This is a genomic window from Exiguobacterium sp. s5 (assembly GCF_018618075.1).
Taxonomy (GTDB): Bacteria; Bacillota; Bacilli; order Exiguobacteriales; family Exiguobacteriaceae; genus Exiguobacterium; species Exiguobacterium mexicanum_A.
Window position 1 is genome coordinate 136,766 of record NZ_JACSLK010000001.1, and the last position, 18,319, is coordinate 155,084.

At 54.7% G+C, this 18,319-nt stretch carries 20 protein-coding genes and 2 other annotated features; of the genes, 11 read left to right on the forward strand and 9 right to left on the reverse strand.

The genetic code is table 11. The features are described from left to right. Positions 1 to 58: 58 nt before the first annotated feature. A complete protein-coding gene (locus tag KNP60_RS00815) occupies positions 59 to 1,420 on the reverse strand; it encodes an amino acid permease (protein ID WP_214796580.1) in 1,362 nt (453 codons plus the stop codon). Positions 1,421 to 1,615: 195 nt separating this feature from the next. Then, positions 1,616 to 1,845: a binding site (T-box leader), on the forward strand. A 50-nt stretch (positions 1,846 to 1,895) separates the two neighbouring features. After that, positions 1,896 to 2,120 (forward strand) — a binding site (T-box leader). A 56-nt stretch (positions 2,121 to 2,176) separates the two neighbouring features. Here KNP60_RS00815 and trpD point away from each other — a divergent pair. Genes trpD through trpA form a run of 5 tightly spaced genes read left to right on the forward strand, consistent with a single transcriptional unit; the run spans position 2,177 to position 6,411 of the window. Then, entirely contained in the window at positions 2,177 to 3,166 is a 990-nt protein-coding gene (gene trpD, locus KNP60_RS00820; protein WP_034779475.1) for an anthranilate phosphoribosyltransferase, read from the forward strand. Further along, positions 3,163 to 3,924 carry an indole-3-glycerol phosphate synthase TrpC gene (gene trpC / locus KNP60_RS00825; RefSeq protein ID WP_214753567.1) on the forward strand — a complete coding sequence of 254 codons (762 nt, stop codon included), beginning with the start codon at positions 3,163 to 3,165 and terminating at the stop codon, positions 3,922 to 3,924. The genes trpD and trpC overlap by 4 nt, the downstream gene beginning before the upstream one ends. After that, positions 3,900 to 4,472 (forward strand): phosphoribosylanthranilate isomerase, encoded by a 573-nt coding sequence (locus KNP60_RS00830; protein WP_214753569.1) that lies wholly within the window; start codon positions 3,900 to 3,902, stop codon positions 4,470 to 4,472. The genes trpC and KNP60_RS00830 overlap by 25 nt, the downstream gene beginning before the upstream one ends. Continuing rightward, a complete protein-coding gene (trpB, locus tag KNP60_RS00835) occupies positions 4,454 to 5,635 on the forward strand; it encodes a tryptophan synthase subunit beta (protein WP_214753571.1) in 1,182 nt (393 codons plus the stop codon). Before KNP60_RS00830 ends, trpB begins: the two co-directional genes overlap by 19 nt. After that, complete coding sequence (trpA, locus tag KNP60_RS00840; RefSeq protein ID WP_214753825.1) at positions 5,635 to 6,411, forward strand: tryptophan synthase subunit alpha; 777 nt, start codon at positions 5,635 to 5,637, stop codon at positions 6,409 to 6,411. Before trpB ends, trpA begins: the two co-directional genes overlap by 1 nt. A gap of 26 nt (positions 6,412 to 6,437) precedes the next feature. Here the strand turns inward: trpA and KNP60_RS00845 are convergent, their stop codons facing one another. Then, complete coding sequence (locus KNP60_RS00845) at positions 6,438 to 6,881, reverse strand: Hsp20/alpha crystallin family protein (protein WP_214796582.1); 444 nt, start codon at positions 6,879 to 6,881, stop codon at positions 6,438 to 6,440. A 113-nt stretch (positions 6,882 to 6,994) separates the two neighbouring features. Next, positions 6,995 to 8,491, reverse strand: a complete 1,497-nt coding sequence (locus KNP60_RS00850; protein WP_034779461.1) for a potassium/proton antiporter — start codon at positions 8,489 to 8,491, stop codon at positions 6,995 to 6,997. A 155-nt stretch (positions 8,492 to 8,646) separates the two neighbouring features. Here KNP60_RS00850 and KNP60_RS00855 point away from each other — a divergent pair, with 155 nt between their 5' ends. Beyond that, positions 8,647 to 9,582, forward strand: a complete 936-nt coding sequence (locus KNP60_RS00855; protein ID WP_034779459.1) for an ATP-grasp domain-containing protein — start codon at positions 8,647 to 8,649, stop codon at positions 9,580 to 9,582. Positions 9,583 to 9,821: 239 nt separating this feature from the next. Here the strand turns inward: KNP60_RS00855 and hemQ are convergent, their stop codons facing one another. Further along, a complete protein-coding gene (gene hemQ, locus KNP60_RS00860; RefSeq protein WP_034779456.1) occupies positions 9,822 to 10,601 on the reverse strand; it encodes a hydrogen peroxide-dependent heme synthase in 780 nt (259 codons plus the stop codon). A 338-nt stretch (positions 10,602 to 10,939) separates the two neighbouring features. On the opposite strand from hemQ, the gene pta reads away from it, so the two are divergent. The 4 genes from pta (at position 10,940) to KNP60_RS00880 (ending at position 13,226) form a co-directional block, all read left to right on the forward strand. Next, entirely contained in the window at positions 10,940 to 11,929 is a 990-nt protein-coding gene (pta, locus tag KNP60_RS00865; protein WP_034779454.1) for a phosphate acetyltransferase, read from the forward strand. 77 nt (positions 11,930 to 12,006) lie between these two features. Next, entirely contained in the window at positions 12,007 to 12,726 is a 720-nt protein-coding gene (locus tag KNP60_RS00870; RefSeq protein ID WP_034779452.1) for a DUF2711 family protein, read from the forward strand. Between the two features lie 36 nt (positions 12,727 to 12,762). Further along, positions 12,763 to 13,062, forward strand: coding sequence for a rhodanese-like domain-containing protein (locus tag KNP60_RS00875; protein ID WP_034779449.1), 300 nt, complete (start codon positions 12,763 to 12,765; stop codon positions 13,060 to 13,062). Continuing rightward, complete coding sequence (locus KNP60_RS00880; protein WP_214796584.1) at positions 13,062 to 13,226, forward strand: hypothetical protein; 165 nt, start codon at positions 13,062 to 13,064, stop codon at positions 13,224 to 13,226. Before KNP60_RS00875 ends, KNP60_RS00880 begins: the two co-directional genes overlap by 1 nt. Positions 13,227 to 13,262: 36 nt before the next feature. Here the strand turns inward: KNP60_RS00880 and folE2 are convergent, their stop codons facing one another. Further along, positions 13,263 to 14,171, reverse strand: a complete 909-nt coding sequence (folE2, locus tag KNP60_RS00885) for a GTP cyclohydrolase FolE2 (RefSeq protein ID WP_021066012.1) — start codon at positions 14,169 to 14,171, stop codon at positions 13,263 to 13,265. Between the two features lie 256 nt (positions 14,172 to 14,427). Between folE2 and KNP60_RS00890 the strand changes: the two genes are divergently transcribed. Beyond that, positions 14,428 to 15,261 carry a TerC family protein gene (locus tag KNP60_RS00890; protein ID WP_034779447.1) on the forward strand — a complete coding sequence of 278 codons (834 nt, stop codon included), beginning with the start codon at positions 14,428 to 14,430 and terminating at the stop codon, positions 15,259 to 15,261. Positions 15,262 to 15,297: 36 nt separating this feature from the next. On the opposite strand, the gene KNP60_RS00895 is transcribed toward KNP60_RS00890, so the two are convergent. From KNP60_RS00895 to KNP60_RS00910, 4 genes are read right to left on the reverse strand one after another with little or no spacing between them, the layout of a single operon-like run. Beyond that, positions 15,298 to 15,831 carry a 1,2-dihydroxy-3-keto-5-methylthiopentene dioxygenase gene (locus KNP60_RS00895; protein ID WP_021066014.1) on the reverse strand — a complete coding sequence of 178 codons (534 nt, stop codon included), beginning with the start codon at positions 15,829 to 15,831 and terminating at the stop codon, positions 15,298 to 15,300. Between the two features lie 13 nt (positions 15,832 to 15,844). Next, positions 15,845 to 16,462 (reverse strand): methylthioribulose 1-phosphate dehydratase, encoded by a 618-nt coding sequence (locus KNP60_RS00900; RefSeq protein WP_214796586.1) that lies wholly within the window; start codon positions 16,460 to 16,462, stop codon positions 15,845 to 15,847. Further along, the gene (locus KNP60_RS00905; RefSeq protein ID WP_214796587.1) at positions 16,459 to 17,109 is read right to left on the reverse strand and encodes a 2-hydroxy-3-keto-5-methylthiopentenyl-1-phosphate phosphatase; all 651 of its coding nucleotides are present in this window, start codon (positions 17,107 to 17,109) and stop codon (positions 16,459 to 16,461) included. Before KNP60_RS00905 ends, KNP60_RS00900 begins: the two co-directional genes overlap by 4 nt. Then, entirely contained in the window at positions 17,106 to 18,263 is a 1,158-nt protein-coding gene (locus KNP60_RS00910; protein WP_214796589.1) for a 2,3-diketo-5-methylthiopentyl-1-phosphate enolase, read from the reverse strand. Before KNP60_RS00910 ends, KNP60_RS00905 begins: the two co-directional genes overlap by 4 nt. Positions 18,264 to 18,319 lie beyond the last annotated feature (56 nt).

The following is an 18,319-nucleotide window of genomic DNA, read 5'->3' on the forward strand; positions in this document are numbered from 1 at the left end:
GTTTTGTGCTCGATGAAACCAAAAACAAGCGCCTCTCCGCAATGGAGAGGCGCTTGTTTCAGTTGGCTTGTTCGATATCGTCTGATTGATTGTTCGCTTTACGGAACCGTTCACGGACAAGATAGATGATGGTCAATCCGACCAACCACGGAATCCCGAACTTGAGCAAAATGTTGAAATCGGTGAACCATGTCGTGATCATGAGGCTGAGCAACAGCCCGGCACCGAGTAACGGTAGGAACGGATATCCGATCATGCGGACCGGCAATTTGCGCCCGGTCCATTTTTTGCGGAAGAACAAATGCGAGACGAACACCATGAACCATGTGAAAATCGCTCCGAACATCGAGATCCCCATGAGGAACGGATACGATGTTTCCATGAACACTTGAAGCAGCGCCGCGAGAATGATTCCGCCTGTCGAGACGAGCAAGGCGGGCATTGGAATCCCGCTGCCACTGACCTTTTTAAAGATACGCGGAGCATCACCGGCTTCGGCGAGTGAATACATCATTCGCGTTGAAGCATAGAGCTGAGCGTTCATCGCCGACAAGGCAGCGATCAAGATGACAAAGTTTAAAATGCCGGCTGCGCCAGGCACATCGAACTGCTGCATGACGAGAACGAATGGGCTTTGATCGATCCCGGCCTGCTGCCAAGGAATGAGCATGAGCATGATGCCAATCGTGATGAGATAAAAGAACGTCAAGCGGAACACGGTCGCGCGCAACGCTTTCGGGACGGCACGGTCCGGGTCTTTCGCTTCGCCGGCCGTGACGGCGACGAGCTCGGTCCCGAGGAAACTGAAGAGGGAGATGAAAATCGTCACCCACATCCCGTAAAACCCGAAGGCGAAGAAACCTTCATCACCGGTCGTGATCGATTCGATTGGTGAACCGGGTTGACCGAACAGCGTGGCTGCCCCGAGCACGATGAAGAGGATGATGGCGGTCACTTTGATGAACGATAACCAGTATTCGGTCGTCCCGAACGTATGGACGTGCCGGGCGTTCACATAGATGAGCAAACCGCCGAATACGGCGACCCAGACGAATCCGTTCACATCGGGGAACCAGTAGCGCATATAGATGGCGATCGCGCTCACTTCGACGCCGATGGCGAGGACGTTGGCGACCCAGTACGAGTAGCGGACCAAAAAGCCGGCGAGTGGATGGACATATCGCTCGGCGATCGTGCCGAATGAGCCTGAGGTCGGATGGGCGACCGTCATCTCGGCGAGACAGCCCATCAGTAAGAGGACGATGAACGCCCCGATGGCGTAACTGACGAGCACGCTCGGTCCTGCCGTTTGGATGGCGAGCCCGCTTCCGAGGAAGAGGCCCGTCCCGATGGCGCTACCGAGCGAAATCATCGTCAACTGCCGTGTAGACAGTTCACGTTTTAATTTGCTAGTTTCCAAAGTTGATTCTCCTTTAGTTGAGTGAAGTGTTGTTGGGGACGACTATAGCAGACAAAAAAATCGGGTGTCAACTCGCGAAATCGTAAAAAGCGGTATCGATTCGGCCGCACCTATAGAAGCAAAGTTTTTTTGCACGCTTTTGTTTGACAGGGAGTTTCCTGCCCTGTATAGTACGAGTTAACTTAACTGAAACGAATAAAGGCGTCGACGAAGAGAAGTAACGACGGTCCCCGTATGACAGAGAGCTGATGGTTGGTGTGAATCAGTATGCGGGACGTCGCGAATGGACTTCCGAGCTCTAAACCGAAACTTTTAGTAGGCTTTAGCGGGTCACCCACCGTTACCATGGGAAAGCGGATGATTGTCCGTGAAGTGGGTTCTACGGAACCAACGAAGGTGGCACCACGGGGTTACTCGTCCTTCTCATAGCGCAAGCTATGAGTCGGGCGGGTAACCCTTTTTCGTTTCAACGCATAATAAATCAGTGATTGAGAAGAGTAGCGTGAACAAGTCTCGTCAAGAGAGCCGGGGGTGGTGGGATCCTGGCCGAGACATTTACGTGAATGGGCTCATGAGAGCATGGCTGAATCAAGTAGGTCATGACGGTTTCCTCCGTTATCGGGATACGATGTGATAGCATCGGAAAGTGGGATCGATCGATCCAACGAGAGGTGGCACCGCGGTCCATACCGTCCTCCATACGACAGACGTCGTATGGAGTTTTTTTATACCCAAAATGCTTGAGGAGGAACGGACATGTTAACACGACTATTGACGAACCCATTGACGACGAATGAAATGAAACGGGCGGCGGCCGAGTTGTTCCAAGCCGACGAAGCGCAAATCGCCGAGGTGTTACTCGCCATGAAAGCGCGCGGTGAGACGGCCGAGGAGATGGCCGGACTCGCTGATTACATCCGTGAGGCGGCAACGTTCCCCGAGACGGCGCTTCCTGTGCTCGACGTCTGTGGCACGGGCGGCGACGGGGCGAACACGTTCAATATCAGCTCGACGGTCGCGTTCGTCTTGGCGGGGCTCGATATCCCGGTCGCCAAACATGGGAATCGCAGCGTGTCGAGCCGGTCAGGCAGTGCCGACGTCCTCGAGTCATTGAATATCCCAATCGTCCAAAGTCATGAGGCGATGCTCGCCGACCTCGAGCGGACGAACTTGAGTTTCTTGTTCGCCCAGCACATCCATCCGGTCATGAAACACGTCATGCCGGTCCGGAAACGACTCGCCACGGCGACCATCTTCAATCAAATCGGCCCGTTGACGAACCCGCTCAAGCCGAAGCGGCAATTGATCGGCGTGTACCATCCATCGCTCATCGAGAAGATGGCGACGGCGATGCGCCACCTCGGCGTCGAGCGCGGCATGGTCGTCCATGGGGCAGGCGGACTGGATGAAGCGAGTCTCGCCGGAAGAAACGAAGTCTTGTTCTTCAACGGCGACAAAGTGGCCCGCTACACCGTCGACCCGCGCGACGTCGGATTGATGCGAGCGCCGCTGTCGGCCTTGCAAGGCGGGACACCGACTGAGAATGCCGAGACGCTCCTTGCCGTCTTGAATGGAGAGCAGGGACCGGCGCGAGACGTCGTCTTATTGAACGCCGCACTCGCCCTCTGTACGTACGGGACGGTCCAGACGCTTCGCGAAGGCGTCGCCGTGGCAATGGCAAGCATCGATGAAGGGCACGCCATCCGCGTACTCAAACAATTACAACGAACGGAGGTTGGCGCATGAGCTACTTGACGAAAATCATCGGAACGAAAATCGAAGAGGTCAATCAAATGGAAGACATCGAGGTGGCGAAGACGACACCGATCTCGCTACAGCGATTGATGGGGGAAGGGTTTCATGTCATCGCGGAGATTAAACGGGCTTCCCCGTCGAAAGGGTTGATTCGCGGCGAAATGGACGTCGCGAGCCGGGCCCGGACGTATGAACGGGCGGGAGCGACAATGATTTCCGTCTTGACGGACGCGACGTATTTTCAAGGTTCGTTCGACGACTTGCGCGACGTCGCGGCTGCCGTTGAAATCCCGGTCCTCTGTAAAGATTTCATCATCGACGAACGGCAACTCGACCGGGCCAAAGCGGCCGGGGCGAGTGCGGCATTGTTAATCGTCGCGGCGCTTCATCCGAGCCGGCTCCATACGTTAAAACAGTATGCCCGATCAATCGGTCTCGACGTCCTCGTCGAAGTGCACGATGAGGCCGAGCTTCAGACGGCACTCGAACTCGGAGATGTGTTGATCGGCATCAATAATCGGAACTTGAAGACGTTCGAGGTATCGCTCGATACATCGGTCGACTTGATGACGAAGTATCCCGATGTCGCGTTCGTCAGCGAGAGTGGTGTCAGCACAGGAGAGGCGGCCCGTCGGTTACAGACAGCCGGGGCCCGGGCGATTCTTGTCGGAGAGGCGCTTATGCGACAGGACGACCCGACAGCCTTGATCGAGGAGTTGACGTCATGTTCGTTAAAATATGTGGACTGACGACCGAGGCCAGTGTCGTCACGGCGGTAGAGGCGGGAGCGGACGCCATCGGGTTCGTGTTTGCGGATAGCCCGCGCCAAATCGATATCGCGACGGCGCAGCGGTTGCGACGGTTGATTCCAGATGAAGTTCGGGTCGTCGGCGTATTTCTCGACCCGACAGTTGAAGAAGTCGAAGCTGCCGTCGCTTGTGGTTTGACCGATATTCAATTGCACCGTCGGACGCGTCCGCTTGAAGCGTTCCGTCAGTTCGAGCTTCCGCTCATCGAAGCGGATCACCAGTCGGAGGCTGACGTCATTTTACTCGACGCGCCGACACCGGGCAGTGGGCAGGCGCTCGATTGGGAGACGCTGGAACGTCCGGAGCGAACGTTTTGGCTCGCCGGTGGATTGACAGTCGACAATGTCGGCGCGGCGATTCGCGCCATGCGACCGGACGGCGTCGACGTCTCGAGCGGTGTGGAAACGAATGGACAGAAAGATCATGATAAAATTCGCGCGTTCATCGGACGCGCCAAGGAGGAAACACGATGTATACACAACCAGTGAACGGAAAGTTCGGCCCCTATGGAGGGAAATATATACCGGAGACGCTCATGCAAGCAGTCGAAGAGCTCGAAGTGGCGTACGAGGAAGCGAAACAAGACCCTGAGTTCCAGGAACGCTTCAACGATCTCCTCAGTGAGTATGTAGGACGGGAAACGCCGCTCTATTATGCGGAGAACATGAGTCGCCGTCTTGGGACGAACGTCTATTTAAAACGAGAAGATTTGAACCATACCGGTGCCCACAAAATCAACAACACAATCGGTCAGGCACTCCTCGCCAAACGAATGGGCAAACGAAAAGTCGTCGCCGAAACAGGGGCCGGGCAGCACGGTGTCGCCACGGCGACGGTATGTGCGCTCCTCAATCTCGAATGTACGATTTTCATGGGTGAGGTCGACGTCGAACGTCAAGAATTGAACGTGTTTCGGATGGAGCTACTCGGTGCGACCGTCGTTCCCGTCAAGTCGGGGAGCCGAACGCTGAAAGATGCCGTCAACGAGGCGCTCCGTTACTGGGTCAAACACGTCGATGACACGCATTACGTGATGGGGTCGGTGCTCGGACCGCACCCGTTCCCGACGATGGTCCGCGATTTCCAAAGCGTCATCGGGACGGAGACGCGTCGCCAAGTGCTTGAGAAGACAGGTCGTCTCCCTGACGCGGTCGTCGCTTGTGTCGGTGGCGGGAGCAACGCGATGGGCATGTTCTATCCGTTCTTGAATGACGAAACGGTCGCCTTGTACGGTGTCGAGGCAGCAGGGAGTGGCGTCGATACAGACAAGCATGCGGCGACGCTCACGAAAGGTGAGGTCGGGGTGCTCCACGGGTCGCTCATGTACGTCTTGCAAGACGCGGCCGGACAAATCCAGGAAGCGCACTCGATCTCGGCCGGGCTCGATTATCCGGGCGTCGGACCAGAGCACAGCTTCTTAAAAGACATTGAGCGGGTTCGCTACGCGGCGGTAACGGACGCAGACGCACTCGCGGCCTGCATGACGCTCAGTCGCCAAGAAGGGATTATCCCGGCACTCGAGTCATCGCATGCGCTCGCCTATGCGGAAACGCTCGCCCAAACGATGGACGCGGATGACGTGCTCGTCATCTGTCTATCTGGTCGCGGGGATAAAGATGTTCATACGATTCGAGAAAGGGTGACACAATGATGCGATTAGATGAAGCGATTCGACAGCGGAGTGAAGGGACGGCGTTCGTCCCGTACATTATGGCCGGGGACGACGGTCTCGACAGCTTGATCCCGACGATCGAACGGTTGGAGGCGATGGGTGCGACGGCGATCGAGCTCGGTATCCCGTTTTCCGATCCGGTAGCGGACGGCCCCATCATTGAGGCGGCTGGAATGCGCGCCCTCGAACAAGGGGTGACGTTGACGGACGTGTTGGACCGTTTAATAGAAGGAACGGGTCGTTTTTCGGTCCCGATCGTCCTGATGACGTACTTGAATCCGGTGTTCCGGTTCGGGGTCGAGCGCTTCTTCGAGCGAGCGGCAGCGTCTGGGGTCAGCGGCGTCATCATTCCCGATTTGCCGTTTGAAGAGAGCCTCGATTTGTTCGCCGGCATCGATCGTCACGAGGTCGCGGTCGTACCGCTCGTCACGTTGACGAGCAGTCAGGCTCGCATCGACACGATTTTAAGCCAGGCGGAAGGATTCGTCTATGCGGTGACGCTCAAAGGGACGACCGGGAAAACGGACGTGTTCCCGGAGGAGTTACTCGACCACTTGCGTTCGTTGACGGAGCGGTCACCGGTACCGGTGCTCGCCGGATTCGGTGTCCATCGCGCCGATCAGGTTCGGACGCTCGGGGCAGCCTGTGACGGGGTCGTCGTCGGCAGTTTTATCGTCGAGGCGCTCCATGCGGGACGTGAACAAGACGTGGCCGCGTTGATTGCATCGGCGCGGACGGTCAGCGTAAAAAAATAAGGATCGTGCCTCGGCACGATCCTTATTCATTCCTCGATTTCGATGGTGCGGGTGCTCGAGCCGTCATCGGCTTTCGGTACGGTCAAGTGGAGCACGCCGTCTGACAGTTTCGCTTTGATGGCGTCTTCTTTCACGTTCGGCAGATAGAGTGAACGTTGCATCGACGTGACGCGGCGTTCCCGATAGACGTAGTCCTTGTCTTCTTCCTTCTCTTCACGTTGGTCGACCGAGAGGATGAGATAATCTTTGTCGTAGCGGATGTGAATATTATCTTTTTTGATACCTGGCATCTCGGCCTCGATGACGTATTGACCATCCTGGTCCCGGACGTCGAGTTTAAACGAGTCGAGGAACGACGTCGCCCCGTCTTTCGGGTCGAACAGATGATTCATCCGGTCAAAGACATCTCCGAACAAGTCTTTGCGCAATCGATCGAGTTCATTCTTCCGGAATGGCGTCAAATCGAACATACAAATTCCCCCTTCAAAAAACGGACAGAGTAGAAGTGTTGTCACTTTTACTCTGTCCGTTTTTAGCTAAGGATAAACGTAATCGACGTGACAGTTTATTGAAGAAACGAGAGTCACAATTCGACGCGTTCTAACCCGTCCTCCCCGAATTTTCGGTCGAGTTGGTCATGGCGATACGTCGAGGCGAGCACGTACAACAAGTCACCGGGTTCGATTTTCGTCTGGCCCGTCGGTGGGATGAGATAGTCTTGACGGACGATCGCATTCACGACCGTGTTCGGTGGCAAGGTGATATCGGCGAGCGTCTTGCCAATCATCGACGATTCCTCGGTCGCCACGTAAGGGACGAGCTGATGCTGCGACTGTTTGCTCGATACGAGAGCGATCGTATACGGCGAGCGAATTTTATCCGGCCCGAGCAAATTGAGTTTCGCCGCGAGCGGTGTCAGTGTCGTTCCTTGAATCAAGGCGCTCGTCACGACGACGAAGAAGACGGCGTTGAAGATAATCTGACTGTTGTCGATTCCGGCGATGAGTGGGAACGTGGCAAGGACGATCGGGACGGCGCCCTTTAGTCCGGCCCAAGAGATGAACAACTTCTCCTTGTTCGTGAATTCCATGGTGATCGTCGATAAATAAACGGCGATCGGCCGGGCGATGAACATGAGGATGAACGAAATCAACAAGCCTTTCCAGATGAGATCAGGGTCGAGCAACTGTCTCGGGAAGACGAGCAGTCCGAGGATGACGAACATAATGATTTGCATGATCCAGGCGAGCGCCTCGGAAAATTGAACGATCGTTACTTCGTGGGCCGTATGCGCATTTCCGACGATCATCGCGGCAAGGTAGACCGCGAGCAGACCGCTGCCCGCAAAATAAGCAGCGACTCCGTATGTCATGAACGCCATCGAAATCATGAGGACCGCATGGAGACCACTCGACTCGAGTCGTAAGTGATTGAGCATGAGACGGGATAAGTTCCCGAGCATGTAACCGACGAACGCCCCGACGATAATCTGTAGGACGAACATCCAGAGACCGTCCCAAATCGTCGTGTCGGGTTTTAACATGAAATCGAGGGCGAGAATCGTCAAGAACATTGCCATTGGGTCATTCGTGCCGGACTCGGCTTCGAGTGTCGCGCCGACTTTCGGCGAGATATTCTTTCCTTTAAAGGCGGCGAAGACGGCAGCCGCATCGGTTGAACCGATGATCGCGCCGAACAGGAAAGATTCAATCCAGTCGAAACCAAATACGAAACGAACGGCCACGGCGATAAGTCCGGTCGTCAACAAGACGCCGATCGTGGCGAGCGAAGCGGACGGAGCAAGCACACTTCGAATCGACGACCATTTCGTCTGCAGTCCACCCTCGAACAAAATGACGACGAGTGCGGCAACACCGATCATTTGAGCGAGATTGGTGTCGTCGAAGAAAATCAGGCCGGTGATATCGCTACCCATCAGCATGCCAATGCCCATAAACAGGATCAAGGCAGGCAAGCCGAAACGAGTCGATACGCGTGTGGCTAACACGCCGGCGACAAGGAGCAGACCAAATAAAAGAATCAAAAAATCGGTACTCAAAATCGGTGCGGTCAAACACATCACTTCCTTCTTCACGTTAATAGTCGCATTGTATTATTAAGTTCATTATACCATGAAATGGTTATGAATTAAGAATCAACGCACTGTCGATTATGCAGATTGGAATAATCGGATATGGATGTGGTAAAGTAAGGACAATCAAAAGGGGGATTCACATGGCCAAAATTCACGTACTCCACGAAAACAACGAATGGACGGACCATCTCGTCCGACGACTCGAGGAATTATCACTTCCATATGAACTGTGGCATCTCGATCAAGGCATCATCGACATCGCGGCCGAGCCGCCCGAAGGCGTCTTCTATAACCGGATGAGTGCGTCGTCGCACACACGGGGGCATCGGTACGCGCCGGAGTTGACGGAAGGTGTGCTCGCTTGGCTCGAGGCGTACGGACGGACCGTCTTCAACGGCACACGCGCGATTCGGCTCGAAGTGAGCAAGGTCAATCAGTATACGGCGCTCCGCCAAGAGGGAATTCGGGTGCCGAAGACGATTGCGGCCGTCGGGAAAGCCCAAATCATCGAGGCGGCCGAGAAGCTCGGGATGACGCCATTCATCACGAAGCACAACCGGGCCGGTAAAGGGCTCGGGGTTCAGTTGTTTCATTCCGTTGATGCGTTGAAGGCATACGTGAACGGACCGACGTTCGAGGAATCGATTGACGGGATTACGCTCATCCAACAATATATCGAGGCGCCGAAACCATACATCACGCGCTGTGAGTTCATCGGTGGCAAGTTCGTTTACGCGGTGCGAGTCGATACGTCAGACGGTTTCGAACTCTGCCCGGCCGACGCCTGCTCGATTGAAGACCAGTTTTGCCCGGTCGGCGAGACGCCGCCGGCGAAGTTCGAGATTGTTGCCGGTTTCGACGACCCGATTATCAAGCAGCTAGAGGCGTTTCTGAAGAACAATCACATTGCCGTTGCTGGAATTGAAATCATCGAAGACGAGGATGGAAACGTGTACGCGTATGACGTCAACACGAACACGAACTACAACTCGGACGCCGAAGCGAAAGCAGGGCAGTACGGTATGCTCGAACTCGCGACGTTCCTAGGGGACGCCTTGACGGTCACGACTAAATAAAGACAGAAGAAAGGGTCAGGCTTTTGCCTGACCCTTTCGCTGTGTATGTTGTAATTGCTGTTCAAATCGAAGTTGGACTAGTTCTGCCGTCGGTGCCATTCGTTCAATGAACGAATCTAAACGTTTCGCCGTGTCTCGATCTGATTCCTTGAACACGCGCATCGTTGTTCACCTCATTGATCATTGTAATGTTGCTTCTACAACAATGATTCCCGAGGGCGTGATGGCGTAAACCTCGTTCAGCCGAGGAATGTGCCCAGTTCTTCTTTAGGAAGGATATTCCCGACGTAAAAGTCACCGAACTCGCCATATTTGGCACTGACTTCGTCAAAGCGCATCTCATAGACGATCTTCTTGAATTGGAGCGAGTCTTCAGCGAACAACGTGACGCCCCATTCCCAACCGTCGAAACCAGTCGAGCCGCCGATGAACTGTTGAATCTTACCGGCATAGCTGCGGCCGATCATGCTGTGGCGATACATGAGGTCTTTGCGCTCATCCATCGACAACGTATACCAGTTGTCCCCATCGCGACGAGCCTTGCTCATCGGGTAGAAGCAGATGTGGGCCGCTTTCGGGAGTGTCGGATAGAGGCGGGCCCGGATGTGAGGGTTCTCGTACGGGTCACCGTCTCCTGAACCACGGTACATGCCGAGTTCGATCACGGAAACGTATGAATAGCTTGGAATCATATAATCGTACAATTTCGTCTTGCGGAGGGCGAGTTCGACTTGCTCGAGCTCTTTGAACGTCGGGCGAAGGACCATCAAGACGACGTCCGCCTTTTGGCCAAGGATTGAATAGAAGGCGTGGCTTCCTTCACCGCGTGTCTCGACATCTTCGAGTGAGCCGAGGAAGGCGACGAACTCGTCAATCATCTCTTGACGGGCGGTTGGGTCGACTGCTTTTAAACGAGTCCAATCGATGGAGCGGAAATCATGGAGCGTATACCAACCGTCTAACGTGGCGGCTGCGTGTTGCGTATCGGTTGTCGGTGTTGGTGCTGGACGTTCTGACATTAAAAAAACTCCTTTCGAGACTAGGCTTCGCTGACTATTTTACCATACACGAATCACCGCCTGGCAAATTTGACGCCGTTGTGAGGGTAGTCACACTTCGGGCCGGGTAAAGAGATAGGGAGCAAGTTTTATGAAAACGGCTTCACAACGGGCTGTATCAGTCGAAAACGATAAACTGTTCTATCCATATAATGATTGATTTCAAGCGATTTATGACGAAATGGGCAGAATAGTTTATTTTAAAAAACGTACTGTGTATAATAAAACTCGCATATGGACGAGAGCGTCCGAGAGAGAAAAAATCCGATTTCTTCTAATCGAAAAGGAGTTCATTCACTATGAAACTATTTGACACGTTGAAACAAAAAGTCAGCCCGATTCGCCCGACCATCGTCTTCCCAGAAGGCGTTGACGAGCGCGTCCTCGGCGCCGCTGTTCGTTTGAAGAATGACGGCATGGTCGAACCAATCGTCATCGGACCAAAAGCTGAGCTTGAAGCGGTCGCTGCGAAGCATGGCTTTGACATCTCAGGTTTGACGCAATACGACCCAGCGACGTACGAAGACATCGACACACTCGTCGAGTCGTTCGTCGAACGCCGTAAAGGTAAAGCGACACCGGAACAAGCACGTGAATTGTTGTCGTCAGACGTGAACTACTTCGGTACGATGCTCGTCCACACAGGAAAAGCAGAAGGTCTCGTCTCAGGCGCGATGCACGCGACAGCCGACACGGTCCGTCCGGCCCTACAAATCATCAAGATGCAAACAGGCATCAAAAAGACGTCAGGCGTCTTCATCATGGTACGTGACGACGAGCAGTACGTCTTCTCGGACTGCGCGATCAACATCGCACCGGACGCGGCTGACCTCGCCGAAAACGCCTACTTGTCAGCGTTGACAGCGAAGACGTTCGGCATCGAGCCGCAAGTCGCGCTCCTCAGCTTCTCGACAAAAGGATCAGCGAAGTCGCCAGAGACGGAGAAAGTCATCGAAGCGACACGTCTCGCCAAAGAGAAGGCACCGAACCTTCCAATCGACGGCGAACTTCAATTCGATGCGGCATTCGTCCCGAGCGTGGCGGCGAAGAAAGCACCAGGCTCTGAAGTAGCCGGAAATGCGAACGTCTTCGTCTTCCCAAGCCTCGAAGCCGGAAACATCGGCTACAAGATGGTTCAACGTTTCGGCGGATTCGAAGCGATCGGACCGATCCTTCAAGGTCTCAACAAGCCGGTCAACGACTTATCACGTGGCTGTAACGAAGAGGACGTCTATAAATTGACGCTCATCACAGCGGCACAAGCGATCGACGAGCGCAACGAAGCGTAAGTCGCAAGCATCCTTCCTGAGCGGAGGATGCTTTTTCTGTGGTCCCATTGTAAACTATTGGAAAAGGGGGCGAGGAAATGGATGAAGTGGAAGGTATCATCACATTGCCGGAAGGGCATCGGTACGCCATGTTCGGTGGCGGAGATGATTATCCGATCAAAACGTATTACGAAGGGGTGTTCGAAACAGTATTCGTCGTGTTTCATCCGTTTCTAGTCCCGAAAGACGACCCGACCGCGGTTGACCGTTATGTCGAGATGGATAAAAATGAGGTCGAACAGCAATTTCGGGCCATCACATGGGCAGATATGCGTCGCCGACTTGGTTTCGATGACATCAAACGCATCGATCACGCGCTCCGGACGATGATTGCGGCGCTGAAACCGCACGCCGAAGATCAAGAAGGTGCGAATCGAATCATCGAATTTTGCGATAGCGAGAACGTACTTCCACCAGGCGAAGGGGAGCTGTCGAATCTTTTAGAGAATCAGGTGTTACGAGCACTTCTTGAGATGGGAGAAGAGTGGATGTGGAGCGGGGACGAGTTCTGCACGGAACGGCATCTCATCAACATTCGGGAGACGCTAACCTCCGATACGTGGGGGATGCGGCATCGGACGTTCTTCGGACATCTACATGATTGGCTCATCGTACCGCCTTGGGATAGCCATTTCACGTTGATTTGCGGCAGCCGAGCTTGGGTCGAGCAGGTGGTCGAGCGGTGCGAACTCGAAGGGTTCTATTGTGATGAAAACACGTCAATCAATTGGAGTTTGTTTCATCGGAAACTGAGGTAAACTAGTAAGGGACAACACTTTTAAGGGGGAACTACCATGCAAAACATCCACGCAACCGAATTACGTGAAAAACTCGAGAACGGCGAATCGCTCCATATCATCGACGTCCGCGAACAAGATGAGTACGATGCGGGTCATATCCCGAACGTACCGCTCTATCCGCTGTCTGAATTTCCTGATGTGACGGACAAGCTCGCGAAAGACAACGTCTATCACGTTATCTGTCGCTCAGGCGGCCGCAGTGTGACAGCATGTGATTATTTGGAGTCAGCAGGCTACAAGGTCATCAACGTCGAGGGCGGCATGCTTGCGTGGGACGGTGACGTCGAAGCGTGATGCTCGACAATCCATTGGTCGTCATCCCGCTGTTGATCGCGCTCTACTTGACCGTCTACACGTTCGTCAAACGAGTCGATGGGGACAAGTGGCGGCTCGTCTGGGCGGTCTGGATCATCGTCATCGTCATGATGTTGACGATTCGACTCGTCCAAAGCCTATAGAAAAACGAGTGAAGCCCGCGTAGGCTTCACTCGTTTTTAGTTATCGCGCTTATCAAATGTGATCGAAGCGATCGCATCGTGTTGGTGAATCGACTCTTCGTTGCGGCATTCGACGAAGAAATTGACGACTTGTTTCATTTCGTACAAGTCAGCCGCGATCAAGCGGACCATGTCTTCAACGAAACGCGGGTTTTCGTACGCAATTTCTGTCGCACGTTTCTCGTCCGGACGTTTGAGGACAGGGTGAAGCGGGGCCGATGCGTTCGACTCAGCTGCCTCAAGAAGCGCGAGACGCCAGTCGAAACCGTCGAGCGATGCTTCATCGAGACCGGCTTCGATCGTGATGTAGCCGCGTTGGTTGTGGGCACTGTATTCACTGATTTCTTTCGAGCATGGGCAGAGCGTCGTCACGTTGATGACGAGACCGACCGTCACGCTCGCCATACCTGTCTCTAAGTTATACGTCACGTTGTGCATGACGTCCGCGTTCATAAGACCGCTGAGACCTGTCGCCGGGGCTTTGCGGCTAAAGAACCATGGGTAACGGACCGTCAATTGACCTTCCGTCTGTTCCATGCGCTCGGCGAGTTCTTGCGCGAACTCGATGAGCGAGCGGTTCGATAACGTCCAGCCTTGCGTATGGTACGCGTCGAGCTGTTCTGTGAGACGCGACATGTTGATGCCTTTACGGTCTTGGACGAGCGATGTCGTCAACTCGAATGTGGCGACCGTCGCTTGGATGCCGTCTGGCGTCTCGATGTTGACCGGGTGTTTGACGTTTGAGATGCCGACGCTGTCGAGCGCGAACAAGAAGTTTTTTGGTGTGTTTTGTAGATCGACCATTTTATCTTTTTCAGTTGGCTTCGTGCCTTTGATCGGCGGGACCGAACCGAATAATTTATGTCGTTCTGCTTTAGTAGGTAAAGCGACATGGCTTGTAGACATAATCGGATTCTCCTTTTTTGAGAGGGCAAATGACTGCCACTCGTTCTTGTTAGGATTTTATCACGAAATGTACATCGACCGGGTACCATTTTGCTCTTTGAACATGCTTTGAACGTGCTCACAAATGAAAAAACTTCAGCAATTGAAGAAAAGAAGATTGATTTCAATCTAAATGGGGAATAAAATGTTCCTGTGAACTTAAAATATAGATCACTGTTAAATATGAAGGAACACAACAGAAAAAGGGGATGTTTTAATGGATTGGCAGTTAATCCTGCAGTACGCCTGGATCATCGTCGTACTCGTCGGTCTTGAAGGGCTGCTTTCTGCAGACAACGCGCTCGTCTTGGCGGTCATGGTCAAGCACTTGCCACGGACAGAGCAGAAGAAGGCACTATTTTACGGATTACTCGGAGCGTTCGTTTTCCGCTTCATCGCTTTGTTCTTGATCTCGTTCTTGATCAACGTCTGGCAAGTCCAGGCGCTCGGTGCGCTTTATTTGATCGGGATGAGTGCGCGGCATCTGTATATGACCTATAAGGCCCGTAAGATGGATCCGAAACAAGACCTCGCCGCTGAGGCGAAAGAAGAGACGGCCATCACGGAGAAGCCGGTCACGAAGAAAGAGTTCTGGTGGACGGTTGCTAAAGTCGAGTTCGCCGATATCGCCTTCGCGGTCGATTCGATTCTCGCAGCAGTCGCGCTCGCGGTCAGCTTGCCGCCACTCGGGCTCGGTGAGATCGGCGGCATCGACTCTGGTCAGTTCTTCGTCGTCTTGACAGGTGGACTCATCGGGGTCATCTTGATGCGTTTCGCCGCACGTATTTTCGTCAAGTTGTTGCATCAACGCCCATCACTCGAAACAGCTGCTTTCATCATCGTCGGCTGGGTCGGCGTGAAGTTGACGGTGCTCGTCCTCGAACACCCTGGCTTCAAGAAATTGATTGCCGGCACACCGTTCGAATTCATGGGTCTTCCGGACGGATTCGTCCACTCGACGGCGTGGACCGTGTTCTTCTGGTCGGTCATGGTCGGGATCGCGGCATGGGGTTGGTTCTCTTCAAAACCGACAGCCGCTGCCAAACATTAAAAAATGGTCTCTCGCCTTTGGGCGAGAGACCATTTTTCATGCTGTCACGTCTTGTTTCTCGTAAATCGGCACCCATCCCTCGGTCGTCACAAAGATGCGGACGGCGACGACTTTGCGGTCGTCTTGGAGCGTGAAGTAGTGGCGTGTGTTCACCGGCACCGAGATGAGGTCACCCGGGTTAAGCTCGATGTTGAAGTAGCCGCGCTCGGCGTCATCGATGGCGAAGATGCCATGGCCACTGACGATGAAGCGGACCTCGTCATCTGTGTGATGATGTTCCTTTTGGAAGTTGACGAGCAGTTCGTCCAAGTTCGGCGTCGCATCCGACAACGAGATGACGTCTGCCGTCTCATAGCCACGGCGCTCCGACACGTCACGAATCTCGTCACGGAACGTCGACAAGATCGCTTGTTTGTCCTCGTCCGTCAACTGATAGTTCTCTTGCAGGTTTTCCGGGAGCTTTGTGATATCCCACTGCTCATATAAAATCCCGCGTGACTCTAAAAAGGCACTCACTTCAGTTTGATCGACGTAACGTTCTTCGGTTTGTTGGAAATAGACAGTTGCCATGGTTGGTTCCTCCTTATGAATGGACGCCTAGGGCGCGTAGTTTTAACGTATAGCTGAACAAGAACTCGTAAGCCTCTAAATAACGTTTGGCCGCGGCCGGGGTCTCGCCCCAGACGGTGATGCCGTGATTGCGGATGAGGACGGCGCCGGCGTTTGCCCGGATATGAGAGGCGAAGGCGGCTGCGAGCGTCGGGATGTCCGCATGGTTCTCGATAATCGGTACGCGGACGACCGCATCCTCGTCCCAGAAGCCGAGCGCCTTGATGATTTCTTGGCCGGTGAAGATGACTTCGCCGGTGGCGGCATGGAGCTCGGAGATGACATTATTGTCGACCGTATGGACGTGGAGCGAACACGTCGCGTCCGTCCGATTGAACACTTCGACGTGAAGCAGCGTCTCGGCGGATGGACGACCGTTCTGTTTGCCAATCAAGCGTCCGGCCGCATCGACGTGAACAAAGTCGTCCGGTGTTCGTTTTCGTTTATCGCGTCCGCTCGCCGTGACGAGAAATTCGAGCGGGTCATCGGAAACGCGAATCGCCAAATTCCCACTCGTTCCGGGGAACCAGTCGCGGGCGGCGAGTTCGTCTTTAATGTCGGCCAGTTCGAGCCAACGTGCGGCAAGGCTCATACGGCAACCTCCTTCAAGTGATGGGTGATGTCGTCAAACGTCTCGAACGGGGCGTAACGGATGCCTGCGTCTTCGCAGAGCGTGATGAGTTGACCTCGGGCGTAGACGAAGTCGGCACGCTTCGCGACCTCGAAGTCGGTCACCGAGTCGCCGATGACAATCAAGCGATCGGCGGGATTGACAAGGCGGCGAGCGAGCGTCGGCTTGCAACAGCCGCAATCGTTCGTACATTGTTCATCGCAAGCGTGCGGCCAAGCGACGGTGACCGTCTCAGCGGAGAAGTCGGCGACGTTGCAGAAGATATGCTCGGGGGCGACATGCCCGTCCAAGACCGGTTGCACGAAGAAGTCCATCCCGCCGCTGACGACGTCAAACTTCCAGCCATGGACCCGAACTTCTTCTAAAAATGCCGGGAACCCTTGGCGGAGCGTGATGCGCTCCAACAAATAATCACGGTAAGCCGGGGCGGCTTCGCTCGGCAACAGTCGAAACATTTGACCGACCCCGGATCGGATGGAAATCCGTTGCTCGAGGACCGCGTCTTTCAACTCGACCCAAGCCGGCGGGGCGAACGCCTTCATCAACGCGATGATATTGTCTTCCGCCGTAATCGTCCCGTCAAAGTCGCAGAGGATATGGGCCGTCATCGTGACGCCCACGCCTTCAACGCGGTATCGAGCTCGTCCGTCTGCCCTTCGGTTTGACCGAGTACGTGAGCGATGGCTTGTCGGAACGCACGAGCCCCGGCGGCTGCACCGTCCGGATGACCGTGAATGCCACCGCCGGCGTTGATGACGACATCCGTCCCGAAGTCCCGAATGATATCGGCGACGAGTCCCGGATGAATCCCCGCGGACGGGACCGGCAAAATCGGCTTCGACCAATGTGGTTCGGCACTCTGGTCACGAATCACGAACGCCTCGTCGCGCGGTGTCGCAAGTGAGCCGTACGGTGACGGGAAGAGCGTCAAATCGGCCCCGGCGAGGCGAGGGAGTTTACCGAGCAAAAGCGAATGACTGATTGATCCGGTCAAGGCGCCGGCAAAGGCCGGATGTGCCAAGATCGGGACGTGGATATCCGGATCGTTCGCGAGTTCGCGCAGTGCGTCGAGCCCGTACGTATAGACGTTGAACAGGAGCGCCGTCGCACCGGCCTCGATGAGACGGAGCGCCTGGTCACGCAGACCGAACACGGGGCCGCTCAGCGTGATGGCGTACAGGACACGTTTCCCGGTCGCCTCGAAGTGGGCTTGAATGACGTCCGCTCCGATCCGGGCCCGTTCGAGCGACGGGGTGAGCGGGTTGTCGTATAAAATCTCGTCGTCTTTGACGATATCGATGCCACCGGCGAACTGATCGCGGAGTTGCTGCTCGAGAAACGCGAGGTCACGGCCGATGACGCCTTTGAAGATGCTCATGACGAGCGGGCGATCCTGAACGCCGAGCAACTCACGAATCCCGTCGACACCGAACTTGGCGCCTTTGAAATCAGAGGCGAGCGTCTCCGGCAACGTCAAATCGATTAATCGGACCGAATCATCGAGGGACAGTTTCCCGAACGTCGTCGTCAAGATGGATGAAAAGTCAGGGCTGACATTATGTAACGGATAGCGGATCGTGAAGCGGCTCGTCGTGTCCGTATGTGTGGTTGATACGACCTCACCTCGGAACGCCTGTAACTGCTCTTGCTCTAAGTGAGGCAAGTCCGTCCATGTGCCGACGGTCAGCTCGAGGGCGATCTTGTTGGCGACGGTCGCGACCGCGTCCGTCCGTTTGATTTCATATGTGGCAGTGATACTCATATGGTTCCTCCTTCCAGGCAAACAAAAATGACCCCATGCCGAGGCAAGAGGTCATC